Here is a 20,215-nt window from a genome sequence, read left to right as displayed (position 1 = left end):
AATAAAAAAGCCGCTTCCAACGACGTGGAAGCGGCTGCTTGCGGTACGGTGCTGCTGGCTTTAGGTTCTAAATACGGACACAGCCTCTGACAACTGTCGTGCTTGATCCTGCAAAGAGGATGCCGCCGCCGACGCCTCTTCTACCATGGCTGCGTTTTGCTGGGTCACAGCGTCCATCTGAACAATAGCGGTATTGATCTGGGCCAAGCCATCACTTTGCTGACTAGAAGCCGATGCGATCTCATCCATTAATCGAGCAACATCAGTAATCGCTCCTGCTGCTTGGCGAATAATGCCGCTGGCTCTATCTACTTTCTGTGTACTGCCTTGTGCTAATTGCACCGAGTTTTCAATCAGTTCTTTGATCTCGTGTGCAGACACCGCACTACGCTGAGCTAAGGTACGCACCTCGGCAGCCACCACAGCAAACCCCCTACCATTCTCACCAGCCCTAGCTGCCTCTACAGCAGCATTAAGCGCCAGAATATTGGTCTGGAAAGCAATGCTTTCAATGGTGGTGATGATGTCATTCATCTTTTGCGAACTTTGGCTTAATGCGGTCATGGACTGCACAATTTCGCCTACTGCGCTATCACTCGCGACTGCAAGCGATGAGGCATCGGCTGCCAGATCATTCGCTTGGTGAGCGTGATCGGCGTTTTGCTTTACTGTCACCGACAGCTCTTCTAGGCTTGCCGCCGTTTCTTGCAATGCGGCAGCCTGCTCTTCAGTACGCTGAGACAAATCTATATTGCCCTGCGCAATTTGATACGCTGCCTGCGACACCGACTCGCTGTTTTCACGAATGCCGCTAATAATGCCCACCAACTGCGTTTGCATACTATGCATAGCATGCAACACACTATGGTCATCGCCTTCTCGTACTCGTATGTCAGAGCTTAAATCGCCCTGTGCAATGCTTTCCGTCACATGCAATGCCTGTGCTGGTTCACCACCCAAGGGGCGTATTACCATACGATTTAGGGCCACACCCAATACCAGCGACACCACTACGATACTGATCGCGCCTAGAATCAGTGAGGTATTACGTAGCTCGTACACCTCGGCCAATACCTTAGCTTGAGGCACCGTCACTGTTAACGCCCACTTACCTTCCGTTGTAGGCAATGCAATAGGCACCACGACGGTATAACTGTCCTCGCCCAGCAATGGATCCACAGCACTAATACTTTGTGTGGTGCCGGTTCTTGCTGCATCCAGAATGTTTTTCTGCTCAGCATCCATTCTGGCACCTACACGATCCGCATCGCGATGACCAATGTAAATACCGCCTTCTGAAAACAAGCTGGCATAGCCGGTTTCGTAAGGACGTATTTGGCTAATTTGGTTTTGGAATGCCGATAACGCAATATCCACCCCTACAACTGCAATCACCTTATCGTTATGCAAAATGGGGACGGAAATACTGGTTAGTAAGGTAGAAATCCCGCCAATATAATCTCTATATGGCTCGGATAGAATTGTTCTTTTGGTGTTACGGGCATTTAAGTAGTAATCGCCCTCACCGGCTTGATGGTAGTTGCGAATCACATCTACGGCCAACGCCCCATCAGTACGACTCCAGTACGGTGTAAACCTACCTGTTCCGTCGTGTGCATCCGCATGAGCGAAGTCTTCATCTCGGCCATCAAATGCATCGGGCTCCCACACAGCCCACACAGTCAGAAAATTGGAGTTATTCGCTAAGATTTCACGCATCATCGCCATCGCCGCATAACGATCTGCTAGACCGCTTTGGCGTAGGCCATACATCATTTGCGCTAACGTACGCGCAGCATTCAAGGCTTTTTCCGTTTCCTTCATCACCTCTTGCGCTTCGCCTTTAACCGCTTCTTCCACATACATGTGAGCAGCTTTACTCTGCATGGCAGAACCTTGCTGCACCACTACTCCGATGATGGCGGTAAATCCGATAACGATCATCCCCACCACAACCATCAACATACGAGCACGTAGGCTCAAGTTTGAAAACATCAAGTTCTCCATCAATAAATACAGCGCAGCAAGGTTTACGGCTCGCCCAGCGGAAAATTTATTGAGGCCTCAAAAGTTGACATACTGGTTAACGATAATAGAAGGGGTTTTTCACTTATTTATAAAATGCGAAGGTCAATAAATGGTTCAGGAGAGAGTCTTCTCTTGGATGAAGCGCCGACGGAGCAACCACCCCGGAAACTCTCAGGCAAAAGAATCCTGAAACCGTGACAATCTGGAGAGAGGCATTACAATATGCCCACCGAAGGGGATCATGACACAATCATGGAGAAGCTCTCAGGTAAACGGACAGATGGGGTACAGCTGCTATATGGCATCTGTTCACCTATCACGTTCGGAGAGTCTCCTATGACCATTTCCTCACTGTACGCGTAATAGCTGGGCGGCTATTGCGCCTACCAAAGCATTCTTTCTTGTACACGCATCGTGTTTTGATACGCGCAATCAAAGCATGGACGTTTGCCGTGCGCTCGTGAGCTTACTCTGGTTTGCACCCCTTACTTCCGTTTCTGCAGAACGGCGGTATGCCCGTGTTTTTTTCTTGTAGCACAGTAACACCCACTTCATAGTGATATAACAAATTACGGAGAAACGCGTGAGTCAACAACACTCAGCAGGATTGCAACGCTCGTTAAAGAACCGACACCTGCAACTGATAGCGATTGGAGGCGCTATTGGTACAGGTCTATTTATGGGTTCTGGCCGCACTATTAGCTTGGCCGGCCCTTCTGTATTATTTACCTACATCATCATTGGGTTTTTCTTGTTTTTTGTGATGCGAGCAATGGGGGAGTTGCTGCTACACAATCTGGAATACAAATCCTTCGTTGATTTCGCCACCGATATTCTTGGCCCCACTATGGGGTACTTTACCGGTTGGAGTTACTGGTTTTGTTGGGTAGTGATTGGCGTAGCCGACATTGTGGCCATTACAGGCTATACACAGTTTTGGTGGCCCGATGTCCCTTTATGGTTACCAGGCATACTGTGCATCTCGTTTTTACTTGCCTTTAACTTGCTGTCAGCCAAACTGTTTGGCGAGCTTGAGTTCTGGTTTGCTCTGATCAAAGTCGTCGCCATTGTGGCGTTGATAGGCGTAGGGGCTTACCTACTGTTTACTGGCTTTGTGGGCCCTACCGGCGATAAAGCAAGCCTGACCTACTTGTGGGATAGGGGCGGTGTATTTCCTAATGGCATTATGGGTTTCTTTGCTGCATTCCAGATTGCGATTTTCGCATTCGTAGGGATTGAGCTGGTGGGTACCGCTTCTGCTGAAACCGCAGACCCCACTAAAAACCTGCCTAAAGCCATTAACAAAATCCCAGTGCGTGTCATTATTTTCTACGTTTTGGCACTCACCGTGATCATGACAGTGACTCCATGGGATGTGGTTGCCCCCAACAAGAGCCCATTTGTGAACATGTTCTTGTTGATTGGCGTAGGTGCAGCGGCAGCGATTATTAACTTTGTTGTGCTGACCTCTGCTTTGTCTTCCGCCAACAGCGGCATGTTTTCTACTGGCCGTATGTTGTACGGTTTGTCCAAAAACGATCTGGCTCCAGAATCCTTTGGCAAACTTTCTCGCAGCGGCACACCCCGCAACGGCTTGCTGTACTCATGCGCCCTGCTGCTAAGCAGCGTGTTTCTACTGTACGCTGAAGGCGACGTGATGCGTGTATTCACTATTGTGACGACGGTATCCAGCATTTGCTTCATTTTTGTCTGGGCCGTGATTCTGGTGTCATACCTGAAATACCGCCGCATTCGTCCAGAAGCGCACGCCAAGTCTAGCTACAAAATGCCGTTTGCAATTCCTATGTGCTACGCCACGCTGGTGTTCTTTGCTTTCGCGCTGTATTTGTTTAGCCAAGAAGAAGAAACCTTAATTGGCTTGATTGCGACACCGTTCTGGTTCTTAGCATTGTTCCTGTGCTTACCTTTATACAAAAAGCGCTTGAAACGACTGTCCCAGCACCCTAACGCTGTCCCGCAAGCCGCCGAGTAAGGCTACCAGTACTAGCAGGCACTACCCTTTGATAGGGGTAGTGCCTTTTTTTTGCCCGCACCAAAAAACCATACAAAAACCCATACAAGAAAGCACTCATAAAAATAACGAAAAACCCTTTATAAACAGGACCCATCAATCGCAATCACCATTTATACATAGCGAATCTACTGTTAAAAACTCACAACCCTACTCCTTCACCCCTACAAGATTAGATTGATAACCCATACAAAATAACCTATATTACACATACAAATTAAGGTTATTAATCCATACAAAATACAATCTTGTATGGGAATCGTGGGTTGTTGCTGTGCTTACATCGTCATGCGGCAGCCTCTTCTTCTTATTGGCTGTACACGGAGGTCTGCGCATGTTCGGCCTAGATGCATTAGAACTGGCCCGCATTCAGTTCGGCTTTACCATAAGCTTTCACATAATTTTCCCTGCCATCACCATAGGACTAGCATCGTACTTAGCCGTGCTAGAAGGTATGTGGTTATGGAAAAAAGACCCGGTTTACCAAACCCTCTATCACTTCTGGTCCAAGGTATTTGCCGTTAACTTCGGCATGGGCGTGGTATCGGGCTTAGTCATGGCTTACCAGTTTGGCACCAACTGGAGCTTTTATTCGGAATTTGCCGGCAGCATTACCGGCCCCCTACTTACCTACGAAGTATTAACTGCCTTTTTCTTAGAAGCAGGCTTCCTAGGCGTGATGCTTTTTGGTTGGAATAAGGTAGGCCCACGGCTGCATTGGTTTGCCACCATCATGGTTGCTCTAGGCACCTTGATTTCTGCCACTTGGATCTTGGCGTCGAACAGCTGGATGCAAACACCCCAAGGCTACGAAATCGTTAATAACATCGTGATCCCCACCGATTGGATCGCGGTTATTTTCAATCCCTCATTCCCATACCGCTTGGCGCATATGGTGTTGGCCGCCTTTATCTGCACCGCCTTAATGGTTGCAGCTTCAGCCGCATGGCACCTACTCAAGGGCAAGCAACAACCTGCTATTCGCACCATGTTCTCCATGGCGATGTGGATGCTGTTAGCCACTATTCCCCTGCAAATTTTTGTAGGTGACCTACATGGTTTAAACACGCTTAAACACCAACCCGCCAAGATTGCTGCCATTGAGGGGCACTGGGAAAACACACCCGGCGAAGGGGTACCGTTGATTCTGTTTGGCTTACCCGACATGGAAACCGAAACCACTCGCTATGCGCTTTCTATCCCAAACTTGGGGGGTTTAATTCTTACTCACGAATGGGACGGGCAGTACCCTGGCCTAAAAGAATTCCCTAAAGCGGATAGACCCCCAGCCAACGTTGTGTTCTGGACCTTCCGCATTATGGTGGGGCTAGGCTTCTTGATGCTGCTCTTAGCGCTATGGAGTGCCACCGCCTTACTGCGCCGTAACGCCTTCCAATCCAAAGCCCTGCAACGCTTTGCCTTATGGATGGGCCCCTCTGGGTTAATCGCACTACTGGCTGGCTGGTACACCACCGAAATAGGCCGCCAGCCCTGGATTGTCTATGGATTAATGCGCACCAAAGATGCGGTATCCAATCACTCCACCACCACCATGTCCGTCACCTTAATCGTATTGGTGCTGATGTATATGGCGGTATTTGGCTTAGGCATTTGGTACATGCTGCGCTTAATTGCTCGCGGCCCAGACGATCCCATTACTCAAAAAGAGACACCACTTAAACCGCTGCGTGCTAGTCACCTTGCCACAACCACAACATCGCACACAGCTCCCATTCACCCATCGGTTCACAAGGAGTAGACATGGGCATCGATTTACCCCTGATCTGGTTATTGATCATCGGCTTTGGCATCATGATGTATGTCATTACGGATGGTTTTGACCTAGGCATAGGAATCTTGTTTGCGTTCATTCCCAACCGTCAGCACCGTGACACCATGGTTAACAGTGTGGCACCCGTATGGGATGGCAATGAAACGTGGCTGGTACTGGGCGGTGCGGGGCTGATGGCAGCCTTCCCCAAAGCCTATGCAGTAGTACTCAGCGCGTTGTACATACCGTTGCTCTTAATGCTGGCAGGCCTAATATGGCGCGGCGTTTCCTTCGAGTTTCGCTTTAAGGCCGATGAGGCTCACAAAGCCTTCTGGGATAAAGCCTTTATGTTGGGTTCCATAGTGGCTACGTTCTTTCAAGGCGTCACCTTAGGAGCGTTTATTGATGGTATTCCACTGGATGACAGCAGCTATGCGGTAGCTGGATGGATTACCCCCTTCTCTCTCTTCACGGGCATAGGAACCTTAATCGCCTATGCCTTATTAGGTGTCACGTGGCTGATTTTGAAAACCAGCGGCCCCTTACACGACACCATGGTGCGTATTACCCGCCCTATTACCTTGGCACTACTGGCGTCTATTGCTATCGCCAGTTTCTGGACACCGCTGCGTCACCCCGATATTGCCGAGCGTTGGTTTAGCTTTCCTAATCTGTGGTTCTTCTTGCCTGTACCCTTTTTAGTCTTGTTGGCGTGTTTTGCCATTTTCCGCTGCTTACGCACCCCCCCGCATGTTGGGCCCTTTGTATGGTCGTTATTGCTTATTTTCTTGGGCTACAGTGGTTTTGTGATCAGCATTTGGCCAAACATCATCCCCCCTGATCTTAGTATTTATGAAGCGGCTGCCCCCGTACAAAGCCTAGGTTTCACCTTAGTAGGCGCCTTGCTGATTACTCCTATTATTTTGTGTTATTCAGCCTGGTCTTATTATGTATTTCGCGGCAAAACACAGGATGGGTACCACGAATGAAAGACACACTTTATACCAACACTTCCAACACATTGGCCCAACGCTTAGGCTGGTTAGTACTCATTTGGGCGTGCAGCATTGCTAGCCTTGGGCTAGTTGCATGGTTGATGCGATTGCTCATGGGGTTAGCCGGCATGACTACCAGTGCATAAGCGCCTCAATATTTCTTGTTTCCCTAACAATTCATTATATTTTTTTGCCAATGCCTGAGTACAATATGCGCACTTTCTTACTACTCAGAGAACCTTGAAACCATGAAGCTCTCGACTATCTTTGCAGCAATACTTGGCGCAGCTATCGCTGGTGGTGGTACTGCTTACTACTACCAACAAAACCCAAGCACACAACAGCAAACAGCGTTTACTGTGCTGCCTCTGGACACAACCAAAGCCGGTGAAATCAACAGCACCAGTTTAGTGAACTTGAGCAACGGTGTACGCAGCGTACCTTTTACACTGACCGCTGAAGCTGGCCAGTTCTACAAAATTGCTGTCACCGGTGCATTGCGTGCCCAGATTAGCGTTCTGCAAAATGGTCTGCTGATTGCCAGCTCCACCACAGCAAAAAACAATTGCGACGAGTGCAGCAATAGCTCTACAGCAGTTGCTCCTGCTATGTTGGCCTTTAAAGCCGAAACAGCTGGCAAATACGATGTAGTAGTAAGCGGTTTGGACTCTAACGCCTACGGCCCATTCAGCGTGACCGCCACTCCACTGAAAACCTATGTAGGTAGCGTAGTGAAAGCTGGTATGGACATTACCGAAATCGCTATGGGTCGTCAGCAAGAGTTCAAATTAGAAGTAGACGAAAAAGCCATTTACACCATCGACATGAAGGCAGATCAAGGCCGCCTTGATCCCTACCTGTCGTTGCTGGATCAAAACGGCCGCGAATTGGTGTCAGATGATGACGGTGGCGATAACTACGATGCCAAAATCCAAACGTACTTGGAACCCGGCACCTACACCATTCAAACCAGCTCTGCTGTAGGCGCTGACACCTTCCAAGGCACCTACCGTTTGATTATTGCTAAAGAAGCTCTGACTAGTGACATCACACTAGAATCCGGTGCAACACTGCATGCTGACGGCGCTAAACAAACCGGTTTATACAACGGCCAAGCACAAGAGTTCACCTTCGAACTGCCCGAAACCATGTTGGTTAGCCTAGACGTCAACGCCTTGGGCTTTGACCCTGACGTAATGGTAGATGGCGCTAGCATCAACTACCAACGTCGCGGTCAATACACACTGCGCGCTGTACTGGAAGCAGGCACCCACTCCATTACCATCGATGGCTCTCAAGGCGGTATCTACGACCTAGCCTTGTCTGCAAGCTCCGTACCAGCGAACGCTGGTGGCGGTGCTATTCGTGTAGGCGACACACGCCAAGCCGTGATGCTGTCTGGTGTTACTCGCATTAACTACACCTTGGACATTACACAAGCTGGTAACTACGTAATCGACATGGCTTCACCCGTGTTCGATACATCGTTGTCTTTGCACCAGAATGGTTATACCTTAGCTGAAAACGATGACATCGATTACAGCAACGGCAATACCAACTCGCGCATCGAAATGGAACTGGAACCAGGCCGGTACCAAATTCAAGCAATGGCGCTAAGCGAAGGCTCTCGCAATCGCGATTACAGCGTAGCTGTTAAACGCAAATAAGCGTTTTAGCGTGCGCAATCAAAAAGCTGCTCTACGGAGCAGCTTTTTTTTGACCTAATCAGACCCAGCACCAAAAAGATCACACTTGGTAACAAATTGGTGCCACAAATTCACCCTTCTTAACAATACGGCGCCTAGTTTAGGGAATGCCCTAGTACAATGAAGCACATTTATACTACTTAGAGATCCCTATACAATGAAGCTCTCGACTATCTTTGCCGCCATACTCGGTGCGGTTATCGCTGGTGGTGGTACTGCTTACTATTATCAACAAGACCAACAACCTGCGCACGTGAAATCGGCTTATGCCGCCCTACCACTGGAAAAATCCCAGTCTGGCGAAATTAACAGCGCAAGTTTGGTGAACTTGAGTAACGGCGTACGCAGCGTACCTTACACTCTTACAGCCGAAGCCGGCATGTTCTACAAAATCGCAGTGACCGGTGCCCTACGCGCACAAATCAGCGTATTGCATAACGGCATGCTGGTAGCGAACTCTAACCAAAGCAGCGACTCCAAAGCATCAGCCTCTGTATTGGCATTCAAAGCTGAAACGGATGGCACATACGACGTAATCGTCAGCGGTATAGACGCTAATGCTTATGGGCCATTTAGCATCACCGCAACGCCCCTGAAGAGCTATGTAGGTGGTGTGGTGACAGCGGGCATGGATATCACTGAAATCGCCATGGGTCGCAAGCAAAGCTTCACTCTGGAAGTACCAGAGGCTGCTATCTACACCATTGACATGAAAGCCGACCAAGGCGCCATCGACCCTTATTTGGATCTATTGGATAAAAGTGGTCGCGAGCTAATGTCTGATGATGACGGCGGCGATAACTACGATGCCAAAATCCAAACGTACTTAGAACCCGGCACCTACACCATCCAAACTAGCTCCGCCTTGGGTGCTGACACCTTTAACGGTACGTACCGTTTAGTCATCAACAAAGCTGACGTACCTGATGTGACCCTACAATCGGGTAATGTACTGACTGTAAACGGTGACAAACAAGCTGGTTTGTACATGGGCCAACAGCAAGAGTTCAGCTTTGAACTGGCGCAACCTATGTTTGTTAGCCTGAAAGTAGACGCGATGGGCTTTGACCCTGACGTAGACTTAGATAGCCTACGCATCAGCTTCCCACGTCGCCAAAACGATGGCAGCACACGCGCTATCCTACCTGCAGGCACACACACTGTGTCTATTGATGGCTCACAACAAGGTGTATACGAACTGTCGTTAACCGCAACATCTCTGCCATCTAACGTTAGCGACCCAGTCATCACTCCCGGTCAAGCGATTCATGCCATCATGCAATCCGGTGCAGATCGCGTGACGCACACTCTGAAGGTTACTCAAGCAGGTACCTACGTGATTGACCTAGGCTCCCCTTCTTTTGACACCTACTTGTCGGTGCAAAAAGATGGTTATGTACTGGCCGAGAACGATGACATTGATTACGACAATGACAATCTGGACTCTCGCGTAGAAGTAGCGTTGCAACCTGGTGAGTACCAAGTACAGGTCACCATGTGGAACCAACCTACACGTAACCGTGAATACACATTAGAAGTACAGCGCAAATAATGCGGTAATGGTGTAATGCGGTATGCATAAGAAAGGCTGCTCAGTTGGGCAGCCTTTCTTTCGTTTGACGGTTGTATTCATTGCACACGCTGAGGGACTGCGGAACAACTTTTTATGATTTGGTGTCTCAAATAAAAAAACACTTTCGCAGCCTTAGGCTAATGCAGCCAGTGATGAGTAAGTGGGCTTTTAAAAACCCACCTACACCTACTCCTCAACAGCAGAAACCCCCATCGCCCTAGCATAACTAGCTGGCGAAAACTGCCACACCAATACCCCAACTACAGCCACACACCCCACGTGCCATAACCAACCAGCCATGTAATTACCGGTTGCATCGTACAGGGTTGCTAAGATCCAAGGCGCTATGGCTGCTAGCAAAAAGCCGCCACCTTGCATTAGTGCTGCTAATGCTCCTGCTCGTGCCGGTTCTTTTAAGTGTTCTAGCGCCACTACCATCGTCAGCGAGAAGCAACCGCCTAAGCCTGCCCCCACCACTATCGCCCACCATACCGGTACTGCCTCTGGCCAAAAAGCCAAGCCCAGAAAGCCCATCAACTGCAATACCAAGGTAAACCACAACCACGGCCTAAAATCAGGTTTACGGCACGCTATTGCTGGCAGCACCAAAGCCGCTACGGCTTGAGCAATCGCCATGACGGCCAACAAGCTACCGCTGTATGCAGCACTCCAGCCTAAGCTTTGATAGGCTGGCGCTAACCACGCTACGGCCGATGAGTAACCACCATTCACTAAACCAAAACACAGCATCAACAACCATGTGCGACGACGCTTTAATAATGGCGTAATGGCGATACGCTGTCCGTTGCTACGCGGTGGATCAGCGGGTAATAACCACATGGCTAATGCTAATGCCAACAAGGCGGGTAGCACTAACCATGCCAGCCCTATTTGCCAACTGCCCGTGAGTTGCTCAACCCAGGGGGACAATTGCGCTCCTAAGGCGCCGCCCCCCATCATCATGGAGGAATACAGCCCCATCACTACGCCGCTACGCTGCATAAACTGGCGCTTAATAATGCCGGGGAAAACCGCCTGAATAATGGCGACACCAAAGCCCATAATGGCAGCGGTTAACAACAGTACGGCACCGGAGGTAGTCATCCACCTCAGCCCTGCTCCCAAGGCAATCACCAGCAACGCCAAAATGACTAATAACCGCGCACCTAGCTTGCCCTGTAACGCAGGCCCAGCAAACGCCACGACTCCCATTAACGCCATTGGGATCAACGTCAGCAAAGAAAGCCCCTGCTGAGTTAACCCCGTGGAAAGACGTAAGGATTCCGCCAACGGGCCTATGCCCGTCATAAAAGGACGTAGATTAAGCCCTACGATGGCCACTACCAGTAGCAACAACACCGTAGAGTGGTGCGTGCGCTTTGCTGTTACTTCCATACTGCCCTACTACTTTTGTTTTTGTTGCCACTCCGTATACAACCCCGCGTAGGGTTCAGGACGCAATGGTTCATACTGTATATGCATGGACTGCTCTGAAAACGGTTTTGCCAAGTCGGCGTAAATCGCTGCCGTAGATAACCCATACGCTTCAGCCTCTTCGTTTGAATAGGCATATACCACTTCTTTGATGCCTGACATGCGCATAGCCGCCATACACATGGGGCAAGGATGCCCGCTGGCATACACGCTACAACCAGTCAGATTAGGAGACTGCAACACCTGACTTGCTGCCCGCAATGCCACCAGTTCGGCATGTGCCGTTGGGTCGTGCGTGACCAAAATCTCATTCACACCCGTGGCTACTATACGCCCATCTTTCACAACCACTGCCCCAAAAGGCCTACCTCCCGCCTGTTGGTTGGCATAGGCCAACGCAATTGCCTCACGTAAGAATTCGGCTTTTTCTGTACTCATAGACATGTTATCTAGACCTCCTTATCGTGCGCCAGCCGCTTGCAATAACGCCACTATTTCCGTGTAACCACGGCGCTGCGCATGCTGTAACGGGGTCACGCCATCACCATCCGCTACATTCACATCGGCACCACCTTGAATCAGCATTTGAACGATGCGCTGATGCACCGGCCCGCCTTGACTCAGCACAATAGCCTCTAACAAGGCGGTCCACCCCAAACGGTTCACATGATCAACGGCTACGCCAGCATCCAATAAGAGCTGTACTGTTTCAGGATGGCCTTTCTCGGCGGCAGGAATAAGCGCTGTGCCGCCATAACGATTGGTACTTTGTAAATCAGCCCCATGCGCCAGCGTTAAACGCAGAATATCATTGAAACCTTGAGCCCCCGCATACAGATAGGGACTATCCTCTATATTGTCTTTAGCATTGACATCCGCGCCAGCCTCTATCAGTAGGGTTGCCGCTGCGACCTGATTGGCTCGTGTGGCTCGCAACAAAGCGGTACGCCCTTGTGCGTCACGAGCCTCTATGTCTACTCCGGCAGCCAGCAATTGTTGAATAGCGGCTGTATCACCCTGCATTGCTGCGCCATGTAAGGCCTCGGTAGTTGCCCCCACTACGGGCTTTTGCATCATCATCACCGCTAACGACAACAACATGCCTACCGTAAAAAATCTGCGCATAATTCGCTCCTATACTCACGACGTTACGTGCTGCCCCGCCACGTTGCGTTACAGCTTATGCGTATAGGGTAGCGCGCCACTAGACCATACCGCAAAAGTAAGGCTCACTAGAAAACTCCGTACTTCTACGTAGAACGCGCGCTCTGCGCTAGAATCAACACTGCTATGCCGCTCACTTAGCGAAGGCATGCTAAGCGATTGTGCCCTCTTAGATTTTCTTATTAATAAGGATTGCCATGATTCATGAACTCACCAGTATCCAGATTCAACCCGGTAAGCAAAAAGAATTTGAAGCGGCCGTAGAACAAGGTATCGCAAAGGTTATTAGCCACTCCAAAGGCTACATACGCTACAACCTGAATCACAGCTTGGCCAAGCCTGAACACTACCTGCTACATATAGAATGGGAGACTCTGGAAAACCATATGGTGGATTTCCGTGAGTCTCCCGCTTTCCCCGAGTGGCGAGGGTACATCAGCAGTTTCTTTGCTGAAGCCCCCTCCACCGAGCACTTCGAAACGGTTAAAACCTCAGCCTAAGCTGATTAATAACCCGAGGACGACCTGCTTTGTTTTACCTCTGCAGGTCGATCTAAGGCGTCCTCTTGCTCTTCATACAAGACCCCGCCCATTGCCGCTACCAGCACCATAAAACCGGTGCCCAGCAACCACGACAAATACCAAGGGCCATAATCCCCGAGGATGACCGTCAGCAAAATAGCGATAACAGCCAAAATCAGGAGCACAATAAAACGCATTAATACCGACATAATGGGGCTCCTTATAAAGCGTGCTCTGAACTGTCGACTTCTTCAGTCGTTACTTTGCCGCGCATTACCCAGAATGCCCAGCTGGTATAAGCAATAATCAGCGGCATAAAGATAATGGTAAAGCCCAGCATCCAGCTCATGGTCAAGGAGCTAGCACCCGAGTTCCACACGGTCAGACTGTGCGATGGGTTTGTGCTGGAAGGCATGATGAATGGGAACATTGCCGCACCGGCCGTACCCAATACACCAATCCAAGCCAAAGCACCCATCCACCACCCCAACAGCGAGCGTCCGGCTTTAAGCGCCAGCATACCCAAAATCAGGCCAATATAGCCCAACGCAGGTACCGCCCACAAAATGGGGTAGTTACGGAAGTTATTCAACAAACCACCTTCCACAACTTCTACCGTTTGATGCAGAGGAATCTGCGCTAAACCTGGCTCAGGTGAAGACACGATTTGGTAGAAATCCATGTTAGCTACCCAAATGCCGCACAGTGTGAACAGCACAATCGCTACCGTACCGCCTAGCAAAGATGCTTTGCGAGCACGTTTAGCAATGTCACCCACACTACCGTTCATCAAGATAGCACCGCCCATGTAAATGGACAGCGACACAGACACCAAACCACACAACACAGCAAAGGGGTTCAGCAGTTCCAAGAAACTACCGGTGTAGTAGGACGTCATGCGCCAATCAAAGTGAAAAGGCACACCTTGCAACACGTTACCAATCGCCGCACCGTAAATCACCATAGGGATCAGACCTGAAGCAAACAAGCTCCAATCCCAGGCGTTACGCCACGCCGCATGCGGCAACTTGCTACGGTACTCAAAACCCAATGGGCGAATGATCATGCTCCACAGCAAAACCAGCATCACAATATAGAAGCCGGAAAACGCTGTCGCATACACCAACGGCCATGCTGCGAAAATGGCACCACCGCCCAGAATAAACCACACCTGGTTACCGTCCCAGTGTGGGCCAATAATGTTCAGGGCTACGCGGCGTTCGGCATCGGTACGGCCTACAAAGCGCAGTAACGTACCTACGCCCATATCCATACCTACCATCACCCCAAGCCCCATTAGCAGCACGCCTAAGAGCAGCCACCAAACTATTTGAAGTACGTAATAAACATCCATGGTTGACTCCCTAAATTATGACGCTGTCGCGGCAGTGGTTTGGGTAGCCGGAGTCGTTGGCTCGTCATCCGGTCCTTTACGAATACTGCGGATCATCAAGTACATCTCGATCAGCGCAAAAATCGTGTAGAACAACAAGAAGCCTGCTAACGATACGACCATGTATGTGACGCTATGCGTGGAGGCTGATAACCACGTTGGCAGCATTTCGTACACTGTCCATGGCTGCCTACCTACCTCGGCCACGATCCACCCCATTTCACACGCGATGAATGGTACGGGAATCATCCATATTGAACAGCGCAGGAACCAGCGGTTGTTTTGCACTTTGTTGGACAGTGTTAGTACCAATGCCCCTACGAAGTACGCCAGCATCAACAAGCCTAATGCCACCATGATACGGAATGACCAGAAGATCACCCATACTTCAGGAATAGTGTCATTGGCAGCCTTCGCAATGTCCTCTTCGGTGATTAACGATAAATCACCTTCTGGCGCATAGCGTTGTACCAATAACCCATAGCCTATATCCGCTTTGTGCGCTTCAAACTGAGCCAACGCAGCGGTATCAAGTGGGTTTTCGCTTAAGGTCTTCATTGCTTCTACGGCGGGCATACCATTGCGAATCCGCACTTTAGCCTGCTCTTCTAGCTGATCGATGGCCGGTACTGTACCGTCCAAGGAGTGCGTTACTAGAATAGAGAGTAAGGCGGGAATTTGCACTTCGCCTATATTGCGCTGCTCTTCTTGCGAAGGGAAGGCAATGGCGTTAAATGGCATGGGTGCTTTCTCTTCTTTCCAAAGCGCTTCCATAGCAGCCAGTTTGGTAGGTTGTGCATGACCACCAATCAAGCCCAAGGCATCGCCCAGTGTCAGCACCCCTGCCGTACCTAAAACGCCAAACAGCGCGGCGATACGGAAAGAGCGGCGTGCGATATCCATGTGCCTATTACGCAGCATGTAGAACGCACTTACCCCACAGACGAAGACAGCAGCCGTTACATAACCCGCCAATACCGTATGCACAAACTTCGCTTGTGCGTCCGGATTAAAGAACATGGCCGAGAAGTTGGACAGCTCCATACGCATGGTGATGGGGTTGAACTCTGCACCCAACGGGCTTTGCATAAAGCTATTGGCCACCAGAATCCACAAAGCCGACAGGTTAGAACCCAGTGCAACCAAATAGGTTACGACCAAGTGCTTGCCCTTAGACATGCGATCCCAGCCCAATACCATCAGACCGATAAAGGTGGACTCCATAAAGAACGCCATCAGACCCTCTACGGCAAGTAGAGTACCAAATGCATCCCCTACAAAGCTGGAGTAAAACGACCAGTTCGTCCCAAACTGAAATTCCATGGTCAACCCTGTTGCTACACCTAGCGCAAAGTTGATCATGAAAAGCTTGGCCCAGAACTGTGTCATGCGTCTGTACACTTCACGCCCAGTGGTGACGTATACCGTCTCCATAACAGCGATCAAGATGGACAGACCAAGAGTTAAAGGAACAAACAAGAAGTGATAAAGTGCTGTAGCCGCAAACTGCAAGCGGGACAGATCAACGACGGTTTCATTTACCATAATAATTATCTAGGTGAAAACCAACTGTTTTATCCTGAACCCACGCCTACTCCTACACAAACTAAGACGTGGGACAGAACAGAAAAACCAGCAGAACTACACTAGCCTGGCACCTGATTATTAGCGGTCTAACAGATTGGTTTTGGCCAAATCGATCACATTGTGCATTTGACCATCCATCACCGCCCTTAACCCCCACAGACCAAATCCTTTAACCTGCTCTAAGCCAATGGTCGGAGGTAGTACCAATTCCTGTTTTGCTGTGACTACGTCCAGCAAAGCAGGACCCTCGTGCTGCAGTACTTCTTCTATGGCGGCGGGAAGATCATCAGGATGTTCAACACGCACACCATGGATACCCACGGCACGAGCAACAGCGGCAAAGTCTGGGTTGTCCAGATCTACCCCTGTATTTACAAAGCCAGCTGCTTTCATTTCCAGTGCTACGAATCCCAACACACCGTTATTGAAAACCACTACTTTCACAGGGATATTGTGTTGTTTCAGGCTGATTAAATCCCCCATCAGCATGGACAAACCACCATCCCCAGAAAACGTAATCACTTGGCGCTCTGGCAACGCATGCTTAATACCCAACGCTTGGGGCATCGCATTCGCCATAGAACCATGTGTCAAAGAACCCACTAGTCGACGCTTACCATTCATTTTCAAATAACGGGCAGCCCACACCGTTGCCGTACCCACGTCAGCGGTGAAAATGGCATCGTCCGATGCTTTTTCACTCAGCACACGTGCCAAGTACTGCGGGTGAATAACGCCGTGCTTACCCGGTTGCGCCAACTCATCCAACCCTTCACGGGCCTTCTGATAATGTTTACGTGCGGAATCCAAGAAACTGTTGTCAGTGCGTGCCTTCAGCTTAGGCAGTAAACGCTGAATCGTCAGTTTCACATCACCTACTACACCCAACTCCAATTTCGCTCTGCGCCCCAAGTTTTCCGGGCGAATATCCACTTGCACCACTTTGACGTGGCTAGGTAAGAATTGTTTGTACGGGAAGTCTGTACCTAGCATCAGTAACGTGTCGCAGGCATGCATTGCAGCATAGCCTGACGAAAAACCAATAAACCCGGTCATACCCACATCGTAGGGATTATCGAACTCCACGTGCTCTTTACCACCCAAGGCGTGCACCATGGGGCTCTTTAAGGCATCGGCTAATTGCAGCAACTCAGCGTGTGCACCCGCACAACCGCGCCCCGTGAACAAGGCCGCTTTGCCGGAACTATTTAGCAATTCTGCCAAGGCATCAATTTGCGCATCGGCAGGTTGCACTTGTGGCTCGGGTGGCAACAAGCCTAGGCGTGGCGTCACGCTGGTTACGGGTGCTTCTTTTAGCGCCACGTCCCCTGGCAACACAATGACTGCTACGCCCTTCTGGCCTACCGCAGCACGAATGGCATTATCCAACACATAGGGCAACTGTTTAGGGTCGGACACCATTTCACAATAATGGCTGCACTCTTGGAACAGATTTTGTGGATGCGTTTCTTGAAAATACCCACTGCCAATTTCAGCAGAAGGAATATGCGCAGCAATGGCCAGTACGGGGGTACGGCTACGATGCGCATCAAACAAACCATTAATTAAGTGCAGGTTGCCTGGTCCACATGAACCCGCACACACAGCAAGCTCACCAGTCACTTGAGACTCGCCACTGGCGGCAAAAGCGGCCACTTCTTCATGACGCACGCCTACCCACTCTAGCTCTGGGCGTTGGCGCAACGACTCTGTTACCCCGTTTAAGCTATCCCCCACCACACCATAAATGCGCTTCACCCCAGCTTCTATCAGGGTTTCAGTCAACAAGTCGGCTACATTTTTAATCTTCATGGAGGTGCTTTCCTTAAATATTTTCCAGTTTCAATACGGCTGCGGTTTCAGCACGGATGGCTTTACACGCCTCGGCGTCTACTTTCAGGTCTATGCCGTAGGTAGGAATAATGCTTTTCAGCTTATTCAGCCATGCATCTGATGTCAGCTTGTCGGCGAAACACTTCTGCAAAATTTCCAGCGCAATGAAAGCGGCTGTAGACGCACCCGGTGATGCCCCCAGCAAGGCCGCAATAGAACGATCGGCTGCCGTAATCAGCTCGGTACCAAACTCCAGTACGCCCTCGCCATGTTCGTGCGTAGGCTTAATGATTTGTACACGCTGACCCGCCACTGCTTTGGTCCATTGGTGAGGCTGCACATTAGGGTAGAACTCGCGCAGCATCTCAAATTGGTGGGCTTCGCTTTGCAGCACTTGCGACACCAAGTATTCACATAACTGCCAGTTATCTTTAGCAACGTCCAACATGGGCAAGACGTTGCCTGGACGCACTGACTTCGCCAAATCCAACAATGAGCCGTGCTTTAAGAAGCGAGAAGAGAAACCCGCATAAGGCCCAAACAGAATGGATTTTTTGCCGCCAATGATTCGGGTATCCAAGTGGGGTACCGACATGGGTGGCGAACCGTGAGGTGCTTTACCATAAACTTTGGCATGATGGCGTTCGCTGACGTCGTCTACATCGCAACGCAACCAAATACCACTGACGGGAAAGCCACCATAACCGTGACCCTCAGGAATACCGGATTTTTGTAGCAGTTCTAGCGCCCCACCACCCGCGCCAATAAACACAAACTTGGCCGTTACCGATTGTTTTTCACCACTGTGAGCATTGCGCACGTCCACCTGCCATTGACCATTAGCAGCACGCTTCAAATCGTGCACACGGCTTAGGTAGTTCAGTGATACGCCTGATTCTTGCGCAAGGCTTTTGAACAAAATGTGCGTTAGCGCACCGTAATCCACATCGGAGCCTGTGATGATGCGTGTGGCAGCAATAGGCTCGCTGGGGTCACGCCCTTCCATGACCAACGGTACCCATTCAGCAATTTGTTTGTGGTCTTCGCTGTACTCCATGCCGTGATAGCAATGGTGCGCCGACATTTGTTTAAAACGCTCGCGTAGGTACTTCACATTCTCGTCACCCCACACAAAGCTCATGTGCGGGCATGGGTGAATAAACGCACGCGGGTCAGGGATAGAGCCTTTGCGGATCAAGTACGTCCACAACTGACGCGACAAATCAAATTCAGTATTAACTTCTAAGGCTTTGGAAATGTCCACGCTGCCATCTGGGCGCTGTGGCGTGTAATTCATTTCGCAGTTGGCGGCGTGGCCGGTACCGGCGTTATTCCAGCCATCAGAGCTTTCTTGTGCGCAATCTTCTAATGCTTCAAGCACCACAATGTTCAGGGTGGGCTCTAGCTCTTTGAGCAGTGTTCCCAGCGTAGCACTCATGATGCCTGCACCAATCATCACGATATCGGTATTAGCAGGCAAACGTTGATTCGTCATAACAACTCCTGTTCAACACTCTTTTACTTGGCAGCAACAAACGGTACGGTTTCGCCCAATGGCAAAATCACATACGCACGACGCCAAGGATCGTTATTCAATAAACGCCACTTATGACCGCCACCTACGGTGTCTTCTGCTAACAGCACATCACCTGGACTAAGTTGAAAACGCTTACCCGTGCGAGTTTCGAACTCCAGCACGCCGCTTAACGTCAGCACATACTGGCGAGCCGGTGCTGTGTGCCAGTCAAAACTACCGCCTTCGCTGGTTTCCCTAAACGAAATGCTGACCGCATTCGTGGGTAACCCCACCAGATCACCGCGCTCACCGGCAGGTAAATCTATGAAACCTTCTTCGATTATTGACTGCCCTTGATCATCTGTAGAGAGCCTTACGCAACGAATCATCTTTTCCCCTTGAGCTTAAATTTCCCATCAGATTTTGGTGCCATTTTAATCATAATCTAATTATGAAAAGTAAAACCAAAACCCCATTCGCGGGATCCTGAAAAACCACTACTTAACCCCATATTAAATACTTCTTTACAATTGTTTTACCCAGTAACAGAGGAATATGATCAAGTATTAATTTTTACGCAAATCAAAAAGTTATAATTTTTATCTAACCGCTAAAAAGAAACCCATTTCTTTATTGCATAAATATTTCTTTTCTTTATTTAA

Annotated in this window: 17 protein-coding genes and 1 riboswitch; of the genes, 7 read left to right on the top strand and 10 right to left on the bottom strand. The window is 49.8% G+C overall.

Features of this window, described 5'->3' with window-relative positions; genetic code table 11:
* Nucleotides 1–60: 60 nt before the first annotated feature.
* Nucleotides 61–1,995, bottom strand: coding sequence for a methyl-accepting chemotaxis protein (locus GY634_RS15480; protein WP_166409622.1), 1,935 nt, complete (start codon nucleotides 1,993–1,995; stop codon nucleotides 61–63).
* A gap of 140 nt (nucleotides 1,996–2,135) precedes the next feature.
* Nucleotides 2,136–2,225, top strand: a riboswitch (glycine riboswitch).
* Between the two features lie 386 nt (nucleotides 2,226–2,611).
* Between GY634_RS15480 and GY634_RS15475 the strand changes: the two genes are divergently transcribed.
* From GY634_RS15475 to GY634_RS15450, 6 genes are all read left to right on the top strand, one after another.
* Entirely contained in the window at nucleotides 2,612–4,021 is a 1,410-nt protein-coding gene (locus GY634_RS15475) for an amino acid permease (protein WP_207625627.1), read from the top strand.
* A gap of 373 nt (nucleotides 4,022–4,394) precedes the next feature.
* Nucleotides 4,395–5,819, top strand: a complete 1,425-nt coding sequence (locus GY634_RS15470) for a cytochrome ubiquinol oxidase subunit I (protein ID WP_166409621.1) — start codon at nucleotides 4,395–4,397, stop codon at nucleotides 5,817–5,819.
* A 2-nt stretch (nucleotides 5,820–5,821) separates the two neighbouring features.
* Nucleotides 5,822–6,820: a cytochrome d ubiquinol oxidase subunit II gene (gene cydB / locus GY634_RS15465; RefSeq protein ID WP_166409620.1), complete on the top strand. Its 999-nt coding sequence runs from the start codon at nucleotides 5,822–5,824 to the stop codon at nucleotides 6,818–6,820.
* Nucleotides 6,817–6,972: a DUF2474 domain-containing protein gene (locus GY634_RS15460; RefSeq protein WP_166409619.1), complete on the top strand. Its 156-nt coding sequence runs from the start codon at nucleotides 6,817–6,819 to the stop codon at nucleotides 6,970–6,972. The genes cydB (GY634_RS15465) and GY634_RS15460 overlap by 4 nt, the downstream gene beginning before the upstream one ends.
* A gap of 102 nt (nucleotides 6,973–7,074) precedes the next feature.
* On the top strand, nucleotides 7,075–8,493 hold the full coding sequence (locus GY634_RS15455) for a hypothetical protein (protein ID WP_166409618.1): 1,419 nt from the start codon (nucleotides 7,075–7,077) through the stop codon (nucleotides 8,491–8,493).
* A gap of 196 nt (nucleotides 8,494–8,689) precedes the next feature.
* Nucleotides 8,690–10,084 carry a hypothetical protein gene (locus GY634_RS15450; RefSeq protein ID WP_166409617.1) on the top strand — a complete coding sequence of 465 codons (1,395 nt, stop codon included), beginning with the start codon at nucleotides 8,690–8,692 and terminating at the stop codon, nucleotides 10,082–10,084.
* A gap of 207 nt (nucleotides 10,085–10,291) precedes the next feature.
* Here the strand turns inward: GY634_RS15450 and GY634_RS15445 are convergent, their stop codons facing one another.
* From GY634_RS15445 to GY634_RS15435, 3 genes are read right to left on the bottom strand one after another with little or no spacing between them, the layout of a single operon-like run.
* Nucleotides 10,292–11,500, bottom strand: coding sequence for a cyanate transporter (locus GY634_RS15445; protein WP_166409616.1), 1,209 nt, complete (start codon nucleotides 11,498–11,500; stop codon nucleotides 10,292–10,294).
* Between the two features lie 9 nt (nucleotides 11,501–11,509).
* The gene (locus GY634_RS15440) at nucleotides 11,510–11,977 is read right to left on the bottom strand and encodes a nucleoside deaminase (RefSeq protein ID WP_166409659.1); all 468 of its coding nucleotides are present in this window, start codon (nucleotides 11,975–11,977) and stop codon (nucleotides 11,510–11,512) included.
* 21 nt (nucleotides 11,978–11,998) lie between these two features.
* Nucleotides 11,999–12,640: an ankyrin repeat domain-containing protein gene (locus GY634_RS15435; protein ID WP_166409658.1), complete on the bottom strand. Its 642-nt coding sequence runs from the start codon at nucleotides 12,638–12,640 to the stop codon at nucleotides 11,999–12,001.
* Nucleotides 12,641–12,900: 260 nt separating this feature from the next.
* Between GY634_RS15435 and GY634_RS15430 the strand changes: the two genes are divergently transcribed.
* A complete protein-coding gene (locus tag GY634_RS15430) occupies nucleotides 12,901–13,203 on the top strand; it encodes an antibiotic biosynthesis monooxygenase family protein (protein WP_166409615.1) in 303 nt (100 codons plus the stop codon).
* 5 nt (nucleotides 13,204–13,208) lie between these two features.
* Here the strand turns inward: GY634_RS15430 and GY634_RS15425 are convergent, their stop codons facing one another.
* The 6 genes from GY634_RS15425 to GY634_RS15400 all read right to left on the bottom strand — a co-directional run bounded on the left by GY634_RS15425 (nucleotide 13,209) and on the right by GY634_RS15400 (nucleotide 19,942).
* On the bottom strand, nucleotides 13,209–13,433 hold the full coding sequence (locus tag GY634_RS15425; protein ID WP_166409614.1) for a hypothetical protein: 225 nt from the start codon (nucleotides 13,431–13,433) through the stop codon (nucleotides 13,209–13,211).
* An 11-nt stretch (nucleotides 13,434–13,444) separates the two neighbouring features.
* Nucleotides 13,445–14,578 (bottom strand): cytochrome d ubiquinol oxidase subunit II, encoded by a 1,134-nt coding sequence (cydB, locus tag GY634_RS15420; RefSeq protein WP_166409613.1) that lies wholly within the window; start codon nucleotides 14,576–14,578, stop codon nucleotides 13,445–13,447.
* Between the two features lie 15 nt (nucleotides 14,579–14,593).
* Nucleotides 14,594–16,162, bottom strand: a complete 1,569-nt coding sequence (locus tag GY634_RS15415) for a cytochrome ubiquinol oxidase subunit I (protein ID WP_166409612.1) — start codon at nucleotides 16,160–16,162, stop codon at nucleotides 14,594–14,596.
* A gap of 120 nt (nucleotides 16,163–16,282) precedes the next feature.
* On the bottom strand, nucleotides 16,283–18,016 hold the full coding sequence (gene poxB, locus GY634_RS15410) for a ubiquinone-dependent pyruvate dehydrogenase (RefSeq protein WP_166409611.1): 1,734 nt from the start codon (nucleotides 18,014–18,016) through the stop codon (nucleotides 16,283–16,285).
* Nucleotides 18,017–18,029: 13 nt separating this feature from the next.
* Complete coding sequence (gene mqo / locus GY634_RS15405; protein ID WP_166409610.1) at nucleotides 18,030–19,532, bottom strand: malate dehydrogenase (quinone); 1,503 nt, start codon at nucleotides 19,530–19,532, stop codon at nucleotides 18,030–18,032.
* A 23-nt stretch (nucleotides 19,533–19,555) separates the two neighbouring features.
* Entirely contained in the window at nucleotides 19,556–19,942 is a 387-nt protein-coding gene (locus tag GY634_RS15400) for a cupin domain-containing protein (RefSeq protein ID WP_166409609.1), read from the bottom strand.
* Nucleotides 19,943–20,215: the final 273 nt, after the last annotated feature.

Source organism: Paenalcaligenes suwonensis (assembly GCF_011290505.1).
Classification (GTDB): domain Bacteria; phylum Pseudomonadota; class Gammaproteobacteria; order Burkholderiales; family Burkholderiaceae_B; genus Paenalcaligenes; species Paenalcaligenes suwonensis.
This window is presented reverse-complemented; position numbering and strand designations above follow the sequence as displayed.